Source organism: Bacillus cereus group sp. BcHK124 (genome assembly GCF_027712065.1).
Classification (GTDB): Bacteria; Bacillota; Bacilli; order Bacillales; family Bacillaceae_G; genus Bacillus_A; species Bacillus_A pacificus.
In genome coordinates this window covers 87,758-102,302 of record NZ_JAQFPJ010000003.1, presented here as the reverse complement: position 1 = coordinate 102,302, position 14,545 = coordinate 87,758, and the positions used below count along the sequence as shown (strand labels likewise).

Here is a 14,545-nt window from a genome sequence, read left to right as displayed (position 1 = left end):
GGTATGCTTTTTCTTATGAAATTGGATAACGTACCGTTAAACATAATTGTCCTTGGCTTACTCCCGTTCCTGTCGTTACAATTTGAATTGTAGTAAAGTATCTTACTGTAAATGATCCACTGCTTTGTGGTTGTACAGTAATTGTATTCACCACTGTTGCTCCTACTAAAAAATTCACCGTAATTGGAGCTGTACCTACATCATATTTCACATAACCTGATGCATATAAATCTTGCGTAATATTATTCGTATACACTGTTTCAGTTACCGCACCAGTAGCAGCCCAATCTATACATACCTGATCTTGAACAAGTGTTTTACTGGAACAGCATGATAAGTTAGAATTGTACATCTTAGCCCTCTCCTTTTCTATTATGAAAGTGGATAACGTGTAGTTATACAAAACTCCCCTTGATATGTTCCAGCTGTTGCAGCAGGTAAAATTACTTCAATTGTCACGAAACGACGGTACGTAAAAGCTATACTTGTTCCTGGATTCAATGTTTGTGTATCAATTGTAGCTCCTGCTGCATCTAAAACTGTCAGTGTGATCGGAGCCGGTCCGACGTCATATCGAACAAACCCTGTTCCAATCATATTTTGATTAATATTATTGTTGTACAGTACATTCGTAATAGCAGTCGCCACTACAGTTCCTGACCACGGACTACACACTTTATCTTGCACATAATTTTTATCTGGACAACAAGTTAATGCTGACCCTGAGCACTCACAAGACATAGTTGTTTCCCCTCTCTCTTTTATATTCCCTATATGTGTATGTCCCCCAGAGTCTTTTGCCTGTACTATTCATCTATTTTCAAAAAATATTCATATGACTAGATAGATTCCGTTTTGTTTCTTTTTTTCATATATTTATAGACAAAAATACTAGCCACGATAAGAAGAACGCCTCCTAATATCGGTAGCATATATTGTCCAACAACATCCGCCGCTTTTGCCCAATGCGGACCTAATTTCATTCCAAAATACACATATAAAGTCGTTAACGGGAACATTGCTACAAATGTATAAATACTAAATTTCCATATGTTCATTTTTGCCATACCACAAGGAACAGAAATAAGCGTTCGAACTCCCGGTACAAAGCGTCCAACAAATGCTACAACTGGTCCATATTTCTCAAAGAAATCATCTGCTTTTTGAATTTGTTCTTCTTTAATAAAGAAGTATTTCCCGTATTTTATTAATAGAGGACGACCACCGTAATAACCAAGTGCGTATAACGTTAACGGTCCTGTCGTTCCGCCAAGCGTTCCAGCTAATACAGCTAGCCAAAAATTCATATCACCCTCGTACACCCAATATCCAACCATAGGCAAAACGACTTCTGCTGGAATAAATTCAAACGTTAAAGCCAATACAACTCCAAAATAAGAAAACTGCTTTAAAAACTCGATTATATCTAAAATCATTTGCTCCATATTTTCTAGCCCAACTCCTATCCTACATTTACGTTATGCTTTTCTTGTAATTGAACTGGCGCCATTTTTACAATTCGGTTCAGAATAAATAACACAATCCCAATATCATCTAAAATACCGATGAACGGTAAGAAGTCTGGAATTAAATCAAGCGGCATCGCTACATAACCAACTAAAAAAGCAATAGATAAGATTTTCTTCTTTATTGAAACCTCTTTTGAAGTAAAAAAGTCAAATAGGAATGGAACGAAACGACGAACATGAAATACAACTCTTAATCTACTAATCAATTTTTTCATTTTTATATCTCCTCTCCTTGTATACGAAAAGGACCCTACCAAATATGGTAAGGGTCCTAAAAAAGACAATAAGGGGCCTTTACCATTGCTGGTAAAGGTCTCACTAACAACGAAACGTTGCCAATAAAGCCGAGGGTTTCTCCCTGTAATGACGACTTTACTGTAATAAGTTACTCCCCTTTATATACACAATTTTATACAATCACATTAAAATATTTTGGAGGGCTTGTCAACATATTTTATATCCCAAGCCCTTCCGTAAAAAACAAAAGACGTATAGGAAATTTCTTACTATCTCATAATATACATAATCATTTTTAAGCGAAAGGAGATGTTTCATTTGCATACCGTCTGGAAAGGTGCGCTTTCACTTGGACTATTAAATATGGGAATTAAACTATATAGCGCCGTAGAAGAAAACGATATAAAATTTTTAAGTCTCCATAAAGAATGCTTAACACCTATTAAATATAAAAAATTCGCTCCTGATTGTACGGATGAAGAAATTGATGATAAAGATATTGTAAAAGCCTATGAATATGCACCTCATAAATACATTATTATGGATGAAAAAGAATTAGCTGCGTTGCAAAAAGCTCACGAACCACGATCCATTCGTATTATATCTTTTATCCAAAATAACGAAATTGATTCTGTTCTCTACGATCGTTCTTATTTTATAGGCCCTACCCCTGGACATGAAAAATCGTATTTATTATTAAAGGAAGCACTTGAGCGTACGAATAAACTTGGTCTGATCCATATTTCCATTAGAAAAAAACAACATTTAGCTATTATCCGTAACTTTGAAGATGGACTTATGTTGCAAACCATTCACTACCCTAATGAAATTCGCGATATAACAAATACACCTAACTTACCAAGTAATGAAAATTATCCTATCCAAAAACAAGAACTCACCGCAGCTATTAATTTAATTCACCACCTTACAAATCCTTTTGAACAAGAAATATATACAGATGAATATAAAGAAGCCCTTACCGAATTAATCGAAAATAAAATTGAACAACAGGAAAAAACGGAAACAATCTCTCCAGCTCCAAACATCATTAATATTATGGAGACATTACAGGCAAGTATTGAACAAGCAAAAATAAAAAGAAACAATAAAACAGAAAAAGAGGCCAAATAAAATTGACCTCTTTTTCTTTAAAGCGGATTACACTTCGGCATTTCAAGTCCAGACGATTGAGCTAATTTTAATAAATAATAACATTCCTCTCTTGCCATATGATCTGCCATTCTCGCTGATAATGCACTTAATATTTCATTCGATAACTCCAATTCTTCCACTTCATGTAAGAAATGTGAAAATAATTTTAGTTCAAGTGAAACATCTTTTGTAAACTTCTTTAATGCTGGAAAATGATGCAGCTCCGTTCGTAAATATCCAGTCATCTCAACTGCCTTTAAGTAAAATTGTTCAAAATGCTTCGTAAATTCTTCGCTTTTCTCTTTTAATCCTTTTTCAACAAGATCTAGCCCACCAGAAATAGAACCCGCATGACCAGCCGCATCCGTTAGCCAAACGAGATGATAATGTAATTCATGAAAAACAGGCGGAACTTCCCCTTTCTTTAAAAACTCTAAAACCGTTATATACTCTTCCACTTCGTTTACCATATGATTAATAAAAGTCGGCGTAAAATGAATGGTAATTTTTCCTTCCAACTGTTTCTGTATAATATTTAATTTAAACATCCGAATCTCCTTAGCGGCTTGTTCTGCCTCTTTGGAAAATGTCACGAGATTCACATTACGAACTTTATTTAACAGATTCGTAAATGTTTCAACAAAATAAGTAGCTTTCTTTATATCTTCTTTTTCCTTTGGAGCTAATGCATCAAGTAAAAACTGCGCATGATCAGTAAGTACCTTTAGCCAAAATTGATGCTCAAACAACGCACTTTCTTCATAATTTCTCTCCACCAAATCCCCTCCGTCTATTCATCCTTCTCTACTACTTGAAGTTTATATCCATCTGGGTCTTGTACTACAATACTCCTCGCGCATTCATTTTCTGTATATAAAATTTCATAAAACGCTAGCTTCTTTTTCAATTTCTCTATGTCAGAAATCGTAAATGTTAAATCCTCACATGAATCTGTAACACTTTTTTCCCGCCCACCTAACATGCGATTCATAACAAAACTAATTCTCGTTGAATCGGCATCATACCAAACCCCCGTTACATCTAATTGTGGTCTTTCTAAACTAGGTTTAATTCCTAAAATCCCTTCGTAAAAATATAACGTTTCCTTTAAGTTTTTCACTTCCAATACAATGAATTGTTTCACAGTCTCCACATTCATTCCCCCCGTACCTATTACTTTTTTATATGTGTCATAAATGCTCATTATGTCTGAATACAATACGTAGTAATGAACATGTAAGGAGGTTTATTCGTGAATAAATATATGAGATCATTCGTGCCCTATCATAGTCCTCAAGATCCTTGCCCTCCTATCGGAAAAAAATATTATTCTACTCCTCCTAATTTATTTTTAGGCTTTCAACCGCCAAACTTACCACAATTTACGCCAAAAGAAGCGCTACAAAAAGGGACTTTATGGCCTGTTTTTTATGACTATTATGAAAATCCTTATAAAAAAGGGCGGTGACTACTGACGTGACTCAATCGCTACCAGAAGAATATTATCAGCTGTTACTGGAGCTTCAAGAACTAGACTTTGTACTAGTCGAACTCACTCTTTATTTAGATACACATCCAGATGACACTGCTGCTATTAATCAATTTAATGACTTTTCCTATAAACGAAGAGTATTAAAACAAAAGATGGAAGAAAAATACGGGCCACTCCAACAGTTTGGAAACAGCTATTCGAATGCCCCTTGGGAATGGAGCAAAGGTCCTTGGCCATGGCAAATATAAAGGAGAGAAACTATGTGGATTTATGAAAAAAAATTACAGTACCCTGTTAAAGTAGGAACTTGCAATCCAGCACTTGCAAAATTATTAATTGAGCAATATGGCGGTGCAGATGGAGAATTAGCTGCTGCACTCCGTTACTTAAATCAACGTTATACAATTCCTGATAAAGTCATTGGCTTACTTACTGATATTGGTACAGAAGAATTTGCTCACCTTGAAATGATCGCTACGATGGTTTATAAGCTGACGAAAGATGCGACTCCTGAACAAATGAAAGCTGCTGGCCTTGACCCTCATTACGCTGATCATGATAGTGCACTCCACTACCATAACGCTGCTGGTGTTCCATTTACTGCAACCTATATACAAGCTAAAGGAGATCCAATTGCCGACCTATACGAAGATATTGCGGCTGAAGAAAAAGCACGCGCAACATATCAATGGCTCATTAACTTATCAGACGACCCAGATATAAATGACAGCCTACGCTTCTTACGTGAACGAGAAATCGTTCATTCACAACGTTTCCGAGAAGCGGTAGAAATTTTAAAAGAAGAACGTGATAAAAAAATATTTTTTTAAAACACGTATCCTAGCGGTATGTGTTTTTTTACGTTTAAAGTTAAATCCTTCCTATTAAACATATAAATAGTATATTTATTCGATTTAATGCATTATTTTTTAATTTTTTCAAAATTCCCTATTGCTTTCTAGTCATCAGACCTTTAAAATAATAACAGTTACTCGACAAATTGTTTGAATTTTCGACAAAAACACTCATTAGGAGGATTTTCTTTATATGCGTACAACTTTAAAACCAGCGCAAATACTCTCGATTAGTTTATTACTATTCGCAGTTTTCTTCGGTGCTGGTAATATGATTTTCCCGCCCCTTCTCGGTCTTTCTTCCGGAGAAAATATGTGGATTTCCATTACAGGATTTATTATTACAGACGTCGGTTTATCTTTACTAGCTATCGTCGCTGTTGCTCTTGCCGGTGGTAGTTTCAACACTTTAGCAAGCCGTGTTCATCCAAAATTCGCAGCAGTATTCGCTATCATTATTTATCTTTCAATCGGCCCACTATTTGTTATTCCACGAACTGGATCTGTATCTTACGAAATTGGGATTGCACCACTTTTCCCGGACCAATGGTACTCTATGTTAGTTTTTAGTGCGATTTTCTTTACAGTCGTCTACTTCTTATCATTAAATCCATCAAAATTAGTAGATCATATCGGAAAAATATTAACGCCAATTTTACTTGGAATTATTGCAATTATGGCAACAAAAGCAATTCTTTCACCTGGAACGTTTGCAGAACCTGTTGGTGACTATAAAGAAATTCCATTTTTCAAAGGATTTCTTGAAGGGTTTTTAACGTTAGATGCAATCGGTGCACTTGTATTATCAACGATTGTTGTAAATGCAATTCGCCAAAACGGTATACAAGAGAAGAAATCGATTGCGAAATATACAATTATTTGCGGTAGCATCGCAGCTCTATTTTTAACAATTGTTTATTTCTTACTCGGTTATATCGGCGCTTCAAACGGCAATCTAGGACAATTCGAAAACGGTGGTCAACTATTAGCGACTGTTATGTACCAATTCTTTGGGACAAGCGGGAATGTTTTATTAAGTATCGCCATTATCTTCGCTTGTTTAACAACAGCAATCGGCGTTGTAAGTGCATTCGCAAACTATTTCGCAACAGTACTAACAAATGTTTCTTACAAAAAGCTCGTACTATACGTTTGCATTTTCAGCTTCGTTATCTCAAACTTAGGTTTAAGTTTATTAATCAAAATTACATTACCTGTATTAATTATTTTATATCCAATTACGATTATTTTAATTTTCGTATCATTTATCGATAAATATACGAAACGTAAACCTTCTGTCTACATCGGAGCAATGATCGCAGCATTCATTATTAGCTGTATTCATGCACTTGATAATGTGGGAATGATACCAAACTTTATCGCTAATATCGTACACACGATTCCTTTTTATAACTTAGGAATCGGCTGGATCGTTCCAGCAATAATTGGTGGTATAATCGGATACTTTATTCCGCAAACAGAAGCTGAAGGCGAAGTTTCTACAAAATAAAGAAAAGAAGCAAGCATGAAATACATGCTTGCTTCTTTTTATTTTCACATCGTATGCTTAAAAGTAAATAACTCTTCTTTCGACTGCACAACAGATTGTTCCTCTTCTACAACATCCTTCTTTAGCTCTCCTCCTAATCTTACTTTCATCATCGCCTCTTCGATACTTTTTACAATCATATTTCCTGAAAAAATAGTAAGTCCAAAAAATGTAATCGGAACGAGAGGGATCCACGGATTCACTGTTAATGACCTAAAGTATACTCCAATTAAACCTGACCATTCATGCGTATAAGATTCCGCCTCTTTTATTTGTCCACCAAACATTACAGTCCCACCAAAGAACACTTCAAGTAATCCTAAGTGCAGTAAAATAGTAAGAGTCTGCGTAAACTGCTGAAGAAATACGAGTATAAACGGCATATAGAGATGCGGAAAAATATGTTTTATAACAATATGTCTTCTCGATCCACCTAATATGCGCGCGGCATCAACAAATTCTTCCGTTCGCAATTTACGAACTTCCTTCGCAACATACAGTGCAATAACTGGCATTACAAGCAGTACAAGTAATACCACTTGAAACGAAGCCCTTTCAAAAAAGGTTGTTGTCTCCTCTCCGCTTCCAAATGTATTTGCAGATTGAAGAAAAAAATACGCAATCATAACTGTCGGAATAACTGTAAAACTATCAAAGAAAGCCTCAATTTTTGAAAATCCTCTTTTTATATACGTTCCGAGTACGACACCGAAAAACACACCTATTACCATTCTAAGTGCCGCAATTAAAATAGATATACCAATCGTCCACTTCGCGCCCTCAATGACTAAATGTAACAGGTCATACCCTTTCCGGTCTGTCCCGAGTAAAAATTGTAATGAAGGTGGAAACGGTGGCACTTGTGGATTTTCATCCACATCATATTGCAATGTAACTTGTCTAATATGTCCATCATTCCATAACGTATTTCCGATGCTCAAAAGAACTAATAGGAGAAGAAACCCAATGCTTATCCAAAATCTTTTATCACGTTTTATATACGTCCACATATTATAATCTCTCCTTCATCGCAGCCGGAATGAGATAATGAAACAATTTAAATAAAATAAAAATCGGAATATATATAAGAAGCACACTAACGATGAAAACCTCAACTCTAATACCGAAATACGATTTCAAAAACATAAAAATACCACCCGTATTAAAAATCCATTCTATAATATATAAATTAGATAACATAAAAAAGATATTCGTTTTCGCAAAGAATAATGTACTAAGCAACACATTTCGTAAAATATGACGATTTAAAATATGAAAGCGCCCCAGCCCTTTCGCCTTAGCAAATAGTACATAATCTTTTTCTAGTTCATTTTCAAAACGAAGCACGACCATTTTTACAAACATAATCGTAGTTGGGATGCTCAAACACAATATTGGCAACCCCCTAATCGACTCGCCTCCAATTGAAGCAATTTGAAAAGGTAAAAAACCTGTTTGTTTGAAAAACCATACAACTAAAATTTGTGATACTAAAATAAGAAGGATATCTGGAATGGATTCTAGCAAGATAAGAAATGATTTAATTCGATGTTGTATACGCGGTGAACTACTCATAATTACATAAACAATACAAAATGCTACAAATAATGAAATGAAAAAAGCAGCTAAAAATATAACAATTGTTTCTTTATAATGGACAAACAACTGCGGAAATAAAAATTTATCTCCCACATATTTAAAATTGGAGATGTCCATTAAATTCACAAACACTTCTTGTAAACTCTTTATGTACTGTGATGCATGCAGCTCAAATCCATAAAATAATTTCGGCAGAGCCCCTAAAATAATAATCCCCAAAATCGAAATAAGAAATTGAACCGTCACTTCCATTCCATTCAAAAATACCTTTTTGACCATTTTCGCCCTTCTCTCTCTATAATTTACCCCTTAATTTTATTCTTAATTTTCTGAATTGTAAATATTTAATATATAAAAAATCGCTAGGTTATGATCCTAACGATTCTTTGTGTAACTGTTTTTCTCTTTTCGCAAATGGCATATATAAAATAAAACATCCAATAAGCGCTGCGAGTTCTAATGAAATAATATAGTAAGGATGTGGTCCTAACATATCAAGTAATGAAGCTGTTTCTGGCTTATGAGCTAAAAACATATAATTACCACCTGTTTTGTAATTTACAAACGAAACAATTGGAATCAATATGTTTAAAAATATCATTGTGCGTTTAATAGATTGTACTGTCGGACGATATCCTTCCACCCAAGTCATAAAGAGTGGCGCCCAAATGAGCAATATATGCGCGATAAAATATTCAATGAACCTAAAATGCGGAAAAGCATACTGCAAGTTTGGCGTTAAAATGGCTTGTGATGCACCAATAATTCCCGTAAAAAATACAATCTCATATATTCGATAACTTTTCGTTACAATCATAATCGACGCTAATAATAAACTAATTGTACATAACTCAAACGGTAATGAAGTAGCTAGCTCAAAAATCCCCGCTTTCCACTCCCACATATGAAGCCCAATTTCACTACCTATAAATAAAAATGCAATCGCATATCGAACCGTTATATTCCACTCATTTTGACGTAATACATCTTGGTATTGATATAAAAAAACGATTCCCACCAACAGAATAAATAATATAATGGCATGTTGCCTTGAGTAGGGAATAAACGGTTTTAATGGATGCGCACTAAAATAAGCTTCCATCTTCCTTCCTCCTCTCCTTCATACAATATTATTGTAAGAAAGAAACAACGAGTCAATTCATTTGCTTACACTGGGACAAGCTCTACCTTACATTTACATATTCATACCTTACAAAACTGTAAGGTTATTGTAAGCTAAAACGATTTGTCAGATTCTTCACCTCTTCTATACTTAATGTAGATACTAAAACGAACGAAAAGGTGATAAATAGATGAAAAAGAAAAATAAAGTGTTAATTACTAGTGTAGTAGCAATCGGAATTGCAGCTGGATCATACTTTGCATTTGCTGGGGGCGGTTCAGATGTAGCAATGGCATATAGCGGATATAAAGTAACTGAAAAACAAATCCAAAACGCGCAAAAATTTGGTGGCGAAGTTATTCCAAATGGAATTGAAACTATTTCATTCGATCCAACAAAAGGAACATATGAATTAGCTGTAAAAAAAGGCGATGAAGTGAAAAAAGGTCAGCTTCTATTTAAATACAATGACCCGACTGCTAAACAAGGTGTAACAGAAGCAGAAATGCAAAAGAAAATCGCACAAAAAGAAGTAACGTTGTTCCAAAAACAAATTGATGCGGCGAAACAAAAATTACAAAAAGATAAAAATGCAGGCCTTCCTGCTGAAGCATTAAAAGCATCAGAAGCTGAAGTTGGGCAATTAGAATCACAACTTGAAATGAAAAAGTTTGAAGTTGAAAAAGCTGATGAAATGATTAAAGCAGCAAAAGAGAAAGTAAACACTCTTTCTGTAACAAGTCCTGCTGATGGCGTAATTGATGATATCGTGAAAACTGCTGACGAAAAAACAGGTATGAGCGGAATTACTCTTCGTCACGCTGGTCAATTTAAAGTAAAAGGTCAACTTTCTGAATATGAGCTTGCTAGTATGAAAGTTGGGCAAGAAGTAACTGTTTCATCAAAAACTGTCGCTGGTAAGACTTGGACAGGAAAAGTAACAGAAATCGGTTCTACACCATTAAAGAGCATGGATGAAAATAAAACTGTTTCTAACTATCAATTCACTGTCACATTAGATAATAGTGACGAATTACAAAACGGTTTCCACGTTTACGTAACAAGTAAATCTGGCGAAGCAACTGGTACAATTGTTCCGAAAAGCAGTATTGTGAAAAAAGGTGACAAAAATGTTGTCTTCGTTGTAAAAGACGGTAAGGCGAAAGAACAAGCAGTTACTGTTGAATTCGAGACTGATAGCGAAGCAAAAGTTTCTGGAGTGAAAAAAGGAGAGGAAATTATCTCTAAACCTGAAAAAGACTTAAAAGATGGTATGGAGGTTGTCGCCCAGTGATTAACTTAAAAAGCATCACGAAATCCTTCCAAAATGGTGCAGAATCCGTTCAAATATTACACGGAATTGACGTAACACTGAACCAAGGAGAATTCACTTCTATTATGGGACCTTCTGGTTCTGGTAAATCAACATTAATGAACATTATCGGTTGCTTAGATAAACCGACGACAGGTACGTACGAACTAGCCGGTCAAAATATTTCAAACATGACTGAAACAGAACTTGCACACGTACGTAATAAAGAGATCGGATTCGTATTCCAAAACTTCATGTTATTACCGAGACTTACAGCGCTTCAAAATGTAGAACTACCTCTTATTTACGCTGGAGTCGATAAAAAAGAAAGACGCGAGCGCTCATTAGCTGCTTTAACAAAAGTAGGTTTAGCTGATCGTGCCACTCACTTACCGAACGAATTATCAGGTGGACAAAAGCAGCGTGTCGCTGTTGCACGCGCAATCGTAAATAACCCGAAATTTATCTTAGCCGATGAACCAACGGGGGCACTTGATACGAAAACAAGTACACAAATTATGGACCTCTTTTACGAATTAAATAAACAAGGCTCAACAATCATTATGATTACCCATGATCGTGAAATTGGAGAAGCTGCAGCACGTCAAATTGTAATTCGTGACGGAAATATCGTCCAAGATTGGAGAGGTTAATTTTGAACACGAGTGAAAATATACGCATGGCCCTTTCCTCTATCTTTGCCCATAAAATGCGTTCTATCTTAACGATGTTAGGTATTATTATTGGGGTTAGTGCCATCATTACCATTATCTCGATTGGGGATGGAACAAATGCAAAGTTCCGCGAACAAATCGGGAATGAAAAAAAAGATCAGTTTTCTGTAAATTATAAGACAGAAGATTATTCAGATATGGACGGAAAAATTTCCTCAAGCATGTATGAAAATATATCCAAAATTTCTGGTGTGCAAGAAGTTTATCCAGATGTAAAAGGAAAAGAAAAAGTATATGCAGGAAAAAAAGAATTAGACCTTGATATTACCGGTGCAAAAGGTGATTATTTTGAAGATACATCTAAATTCAAACTTGAGCACGGCAGATTTTTAACAGCAGCTGATTTAGACAGACCTGAACACACAATTGTATTAAATACAGATGCTTTTGATAAATTATATTCTTCATGGGAACCAAACTTATATATAGATATAAAAGGTACACCATACAAAGTAGTTGGCGTATATTCAGTAAAAGCAATGATGGGTGGCATGACATTTAAAGAAGGTGTCATTTCAGCAGAAAACTGGCCTGTACTATTCGGGAAAAATAACTACGATTCTGTAACGGTAAAAATTGCTCCTGGTCAAGATAAGGAAACTGTTCAAAAAGCAGTTGTAAAATCATTAAATGAAGCAAAAAAACCAGAGCATTCAGGTAAATTTGAAGTACCAGATCCACAAGAATTCTTAAAAGAAATTGATAGCTTCACAGGTATATTAAAAAGCGTATTCGGTGGTATTGCTGCTATTTCCTTACTTGTAGGTGGTATTGGTGTAATGAACATTATGCTAGTATCTGTAACAGAGCGTACACGCGAAATTGGTATTCGTAAAGCTTTAGGTGCAACACGTGGTAAAGTATTAATGCAATTCTTAATTGAAGCTTGTATTTTAACAGCATTAGGTGGTTTTGTCGGATTTATGCTTGGAATCTTCTTCGCATGGATTGTCGCAATGTTTGCAGGATGGCCACTTGTCGTTTCACTAAAGCTAGGACTTATCTCTGTTGCCCTATCTATGTTAATCGGTATACTATTTGGTTTACTACCAGCTAACAAAGCTGCAAAACTGGATCCAATTGAATGTTTACGATATGAATAAACAAAAACGTAGGAGTTTACACTCCTACGTTTTTTATTTATCTATTAAATCATGTTTCTTCTATTATATATGTTTCACGTTATAAACATCTTTCATTATTTTAATCTACTAAATCTATTATAGAATCCTATTATTGCAAAAATACTATTTGAAAGTCGAAAATCAAGGCGTAATTTTTTCCATACCTCGACTTATTTTGTAACAATTATAGCGATTTTTTATTAAATTTCACCTTATTTCTATTTCTCCACAACTGAAATAGTTATTTTTACATAACTAGTTACCTGCTCCAACAACAAAATACGCCTTTTTTGTAATGTCTACGAAATAATTATGTAACACATATGAAATATTATTAATCTATTAGAAATTGAAATACTCTTTATTTTATGTATCACATGCTCAAACCTCCCCTGAAAACTATAAGAAAGCGCTTTTAGGATATTACTGGAATTATTACAGAATATTAATGAGCCGTTACGAAAGCTTTGTAATTCTATGTTTTTCGCAAATAAGAAAATAATGGTTGCTATAATGAGGTCAACGAAAACAAATGCAATGGAGGCTATTATGAAAAAATTTATGGGTATAGCAACAGCAGCGGTTTTTGGTCTTGGGATTTTCACAACATCTGCTAAAGCAGAAACAATCGTAACGACTGATGTACTAAATGTACGAGAAAACCCAACTACTGAATCAAAAGTTGTAGGAAAATTATTAGATGGATATAAAGTTAACGTTTTACATACAGAAAACGGATGGTCAAAAGTGAAATTGAATAGCGGTAAAGAAGCTTTCATTAGCGCTGACTACACAAAAGACACTTACTACGTAACAGCTAACGTATTAAACGTACGTGCTGGTGCAAACACAGACTCAGAGATTCTTGGTAAATTGAAACAAGATGACGTAATCGAAACAACACACCAAGTTGAAAATGGTTGGATCCAATTTGAATATAACGGAAAAACAGCTTATGTTCACGTTCCTTACTTAACAGGTAAAGCTCCAGTTAAAGTTCAACCAGTAGTTAAAGCTGAAAAAACAACTACAGTTCAAGATACAGCTAAAGCCGTGGCAACAACTAAAGCTCGTGAAGTAGCTGAAACTCAAGCAAAAGCTAAAGCGGAGGAAGCAACTAAAGCTCGCGAAGCAGCTGAAGCTCAAGCAGCGGCTAAAGCTCGTGAAGCAGCTAAGGCTCAAGAGGCAGCTAAAGCTCAGGCAGAAGCTAAAGCTCAAGAAGAAGCTGAAGCTCAAGCAGCAGTTAAAGCTCAGGAAGCAGCTAAAGCTCGTGAAGCAGCTAAAGCTCAAGAAGAAGCTGAAGCTCAAGCAGCGGCTAAAGCTCAAGAGGCAGCTAAAGCTCGTGAAGCAGCTAAAGCTCAAGAGGCAGCTAAAGCTCGTGAAGCAGCTAAAGCTCAAGAAGAAGCTGAAGCTCAAGAGGCAGCTAAAGCTCGTGAAGCGGCTAAAGCTCGTGAAGCGGCTAAAGCTCAAAAACCAGCTACACAACAACCTGTCGCAAAAGAAACTGAAACAAGTGCACCATCATCTTCTCGTGAACTACGTGTTGTAGCAACAGCTTATACAGCAGATCCACTTGAAAATGGTTATAAAGCAGGCGACCAAGTAAAATCAGCTTTAGGTCACAACTTAACAGCTAATCCAAACATGAAACTAATCGCGGTTGATCCAAGTGTCATTCCATTAGGTTCAAAAGTATGGGTTGAAGGTTACGGAGTAGCAATCGCTGGTGATACTGGTGGGGCTATTAAAGGAAATAAAATTGATGTTTTAATGCCTGATAAAGGTACATCAAGTAACTGGGGACGTAAAACAGTTACAGTTAAAGTATTAAACTAGTTCG

18 protein-coding genes are annotated in these 14,545 nt (G+C 35.4%); 9 read left to right on the top strand and 9 right to left on the bottom strand.

All coding sequences use genetic code 11. The features are described from left to right. Window positions 1–13: 13 nt before the first annotated feature. The 4 genes from PDK19_RS07410 to PDK19_RS07395 form a co-directional block, all read right to left on the bottom strand. Window positions 14–352, bottom strand: coding sequence for a DUF3992 domain-containing protein (locus PDK19_RS07410; protein WP_000282809.1), 339 nt, complete (start codon window positions 350–352; stop codon window positions 14–16). A 20-nt stretch (window positions 353–372) separates the two neighbouring features. After that, on the bottom strand, window positions 373–741 hold the full coding sequence (locus PDK19_RS07405) for a DUF3992 domain-containing protein (RefSeq protein ID WP_014893284.1): 369 nt from the start codon (window positions 739–741) through the stop codon (window positions 373–375). A gap of 98 nt (window positions 742–839) precedes the next feature. Continuing rightward, window positions 840–1,445 carry a DedA family protein gene (locus PDK19_RS07400; RefSeq protein WP_074567633.1) on the bottom strand — a complete coding sequence of 202 codons (606 nt, stop codon included), beginning with the start codon at window positions 1,443–1,445 and terminating at the stop codon, window positions 840–842. Window positions 1,446–1,462: 17 nt separating this feature from the next. Further along, window positions 1,463–1,744, bottom strand: coding sequence for a YkvA family protein (locus PDK19_RS07395; protein WP_000733844.1), 282 nt, complete (start codon window positions 1,742–1,744; stop codon window positions 1,463–1,465). 340 nt (window positions 1,745–2,084) lie between these two features. Between PDK19_RS07395 and ku the strand changes: the two genes are divergently transcribed. After that, entirely contained in the window at window positions 2,085–2,897 is an 813-nt protein-coding gene (gene ku, locus PDK19_RS07390; protein WP_000557763.1) for a non-homologous end joining protein Ku, read from the top strand. Window positions 2,898–2,914: 17 nt separating this feature from the next. On the opposite strand, the gene PDK19_RS07385 is transcribed toward ku, so the two are convergent. Continuing rightward, window positions 2,915–3,694, bottom strand: coding sequence for a DUF2935 domain-containing protein (locus PDK19_RS07385; RefSeq protein ID WP_014893285.1), 780 nt, complete (start codon window positions 3,692–3,694; stop codon window positions 2,915–2,917). A 14-nt stretch (window positions 3,695–3,708) separates the two neighbouring features. Next, window positions 3,709–4,122 (bottom strand): VOC family protein, encoded by a 414-nt coding sequence (locus PDK19_RS07380; protein ID WP_124878215.1) that lies wholly within the window; start codon window positions 4,120–4,122, stop codon window positions 3,709–3,711. Window positions 4,123–4,170: 48 nt separating this feature from the next. On the opposite strand from PDK19_RS07380, the gene PDK19_RS07375 reads away from it, so the two are divergent. The 4 genes from PDK19_RS07375 (at window position 4,171) to brnQ2 (ending at window position 6,774) form a co-directional block, all read left to right on the top strand. Further along, on the top strand, window positions 4,171–4,386 hold the full coding sequence (locus tag PDK19_RS07375; RefSeq protein ID WP_001046260.1) for a spore coat associated protein CotJA: 216 nt from the start codon (window positions 4,171–4,173) through the stop codon (window positions 4,384–4,386). 8 nt (window positions 4,387–4,394) lie between these two features. Then, entirely contained in the window at window positions 4,395–4,658 is a 264-nt protein-coding gene (locus PDK19_RS07370; protein WP_000194492.1) for a spore coat protein CotJB, read from the top strand. 12 nt (window positions 4,659–4,670) lie between these two features. Continuing rightward, entirely contained in the window at window positions 4,671–5,240 is a 570-nt protein-coding gene (gene cotJC, locus PDK19_RS07365; RefSeq protein ID WP_000265273.1) for a spore coat protein CotJC, read from the top strand. Between the two features lie 217 nt (window positions 5,241–5,457). Next, complete coding sequence (gene brnQ2 / locus PDK19_RS07360; RefSeq protein WP_001260908.1) at window positions 5,458–6,774, top strand: branched-chain amino acid transport system II carrier protein BrnQ2; 1,317 nt, start codon at window positions 5,458–5,460, stop codon at window positions 6,772–6,774. Between the two features lie 44 nt (window positions 6,775–6,818). On the opposite strand, the gene PDK19_RS07355 is transcribed toward brnQ2, so the two are convergent. The 3 genes from PDK19_RS07355 to PDK19_RS07345 all read right to left on the bottom strand — a co-directional run bounded on the left by PDK19_RS07355 (window position 6,819) and on the right by PDK19_RS07345 (window position 9,514). Continuing rightward, window positions 6,819–7,823, bottom strand: coding sequence for an ABC transporter permease (locus tag PDK19_RS07355; RefSeq protein WP_270706850.1), 1,005 nt, complete (start codon window positions 7,821–7,823; stop codon window positions 6,819–6,821). Between the two features lies 1 nt (window position 7,824). After that, entirely contained in the window at window positions 7,825–8,691 is an 867-nt protein-coding gene (locus tag PDK19_RS07350; RefSeq protein ID WP_270706848.1) for an ABC transporter permease subunit, read from the bottom strand. An 88-nt stretch (window positions 8,692–8,779) separates the two neighbouring features. Beyond that, the gene (locus tag PDK19_RS07345; protein WP_270706846.1) at window positions 8,780–9,514 is read right to left on the bottom strand and encodes a YwaF family protein; all 735 of its coding nucleotides are present in this window, start codon (window positions 9,512–9,514) and stop codon (window positions 8,780–8,782) included. A 211-nt stretch (window positions 9,515–9,725) separates the two neighbouring features. On the opposite strand from PDK19_RS07345, the gene PDK19_RS07340 reads away from it, so the two are divergent. From PDK19_RS07340 to entC, 4 genes are all read left to right on the top strand, one after another. Continuing rightward, window positions 9,726–10,829, top strand: coding sequence for an efflux RND transporter periplasmic adaptor subunit (locus PDK19_RS07340; RefSeq protein WP_270706845.1), 1,104 nt, complete (start codon window positions 9,726–9,728; stop codon window positions 10,827–10,829). Continuing rightward, window positions 10,826–11,500, top strand: a complete 675-nt coding sequence (locus tag PDK19_RS07335) for an ABC transporter ATP-binding protein (RefSeq protein ID WP_098541748.1) — start codon at window positions 10,826–10,828, stop codon at window positions 11,498–11,500. The genes PDK19_RS07340 and PDK19_RS07335 overlap by 4 nt, the downstream gene beginning before the upstream one ends. Window positions 11,501–11,526: 26 nt before the next feature. Further along, a complete protein-coding gene (locus tag PDK19_RS07330; RefSeq protein ID WP_406895467.1) occupies window positions 11,527–12,684 on the top strand; it encodes an ABC transporter permease in 1,158 nt (385 codons plus the stop codon). A 447-nt stretch (window positions 12,685–13,131) separates the two neighbouring features. Next, complete coding sequence (gene entC / locus PDK19_RS07325) at window positions 13,132–14,541, top strand: cell wall-binding protein EntC (protein ID WP_262723094.1); 1,410 nt, start codon at window positions 13,132–13,134, stop codon at window positions 14,539–14,541. Window positions 14,542–14,545 lie beyond the last annotated feature (4 nt).

Coding starts and splice junctions, on each gene's coding strand:
- PDK19_RS07355 (WP_270706850.1), bottom strand. CDS start 7,823: ATGTGGACGTATATAAAACGTGATAAAAGATTTTGGATAAGCATTGGG.
- PDK19_RS07345 (WP_270706846.1), bottom strand. CDS start 9,514: ATGGAAGCTTATTTTAGTGCGCATCCATTAAAACCGTTTATTCCCTAC.
- PDK19_RS07380 (WP_124878215.1), bottom strand. CDS start 4,122: ATGAGCATTTATGACACATATAAAAAAGTAATAGGTACGGGGGGAATG.
- cotJC (WP_000265273.1), top strand. CDS start 4,671: ATGTGGATTTATGAAAAAAAATTACAGTACCCTGTTAAAGTAGGAACT.
- PDK19_RS07400 (WP_074567633.1), bottom strand. CDS start 1,445: ATGGAGCAAATGATTTTAGATATAATCGAGTTTTTAAAGCAGTTTTCT.
- brnQ2 (WP_001260908.1), top strand. CDS start 5,458: ATGCGTACAACTTTAAAACCAGCGCAAATACTCTCGATTAGTTTATTA.
- PDK19_RS07350 (WP_270706848.1), bottom strand. CDS start 8,691: ATGGTCAAAAAGGTATTTTTGAATGGAATGGAAGTGACGGTTCAATTT.
- PDK19_RS07410 (WP_000282809.1), bottom strand. CDS start 352: ATGTACAATTCTAACTTATCATGCTGTTCCAGTAAAACACTTGTTCAA.
- PDK19_RS07395 (WP_000733844.1), bottom strand. CDS start 1,744: ATGAAAAAATTGATTAGTAGATTAAGAGTTGTATTTCATGTTCGTCGT.
- PDK19_RS07330 (WP_406895467.1), top strand. CDS start 11,527: ATGGCCCTTTCCTCTATCTTTGCCCATAAAATGCGTTCTATCTTAACG.
- PDK19_RS07340 (WP_270706845.1), top strand. CDS start 9,726: ATGAAAAAGAAAAATAAAGTGTTAATTACTAGTGTAGTAGCAATCGGA.
- PDK19_RS07405 (WP_014893284.1), bottom strand. CDS start 741: ATGTCTTGTGAGTGCTCAGGGTCAGCATTAACTTGTTGTCCAGATAAA.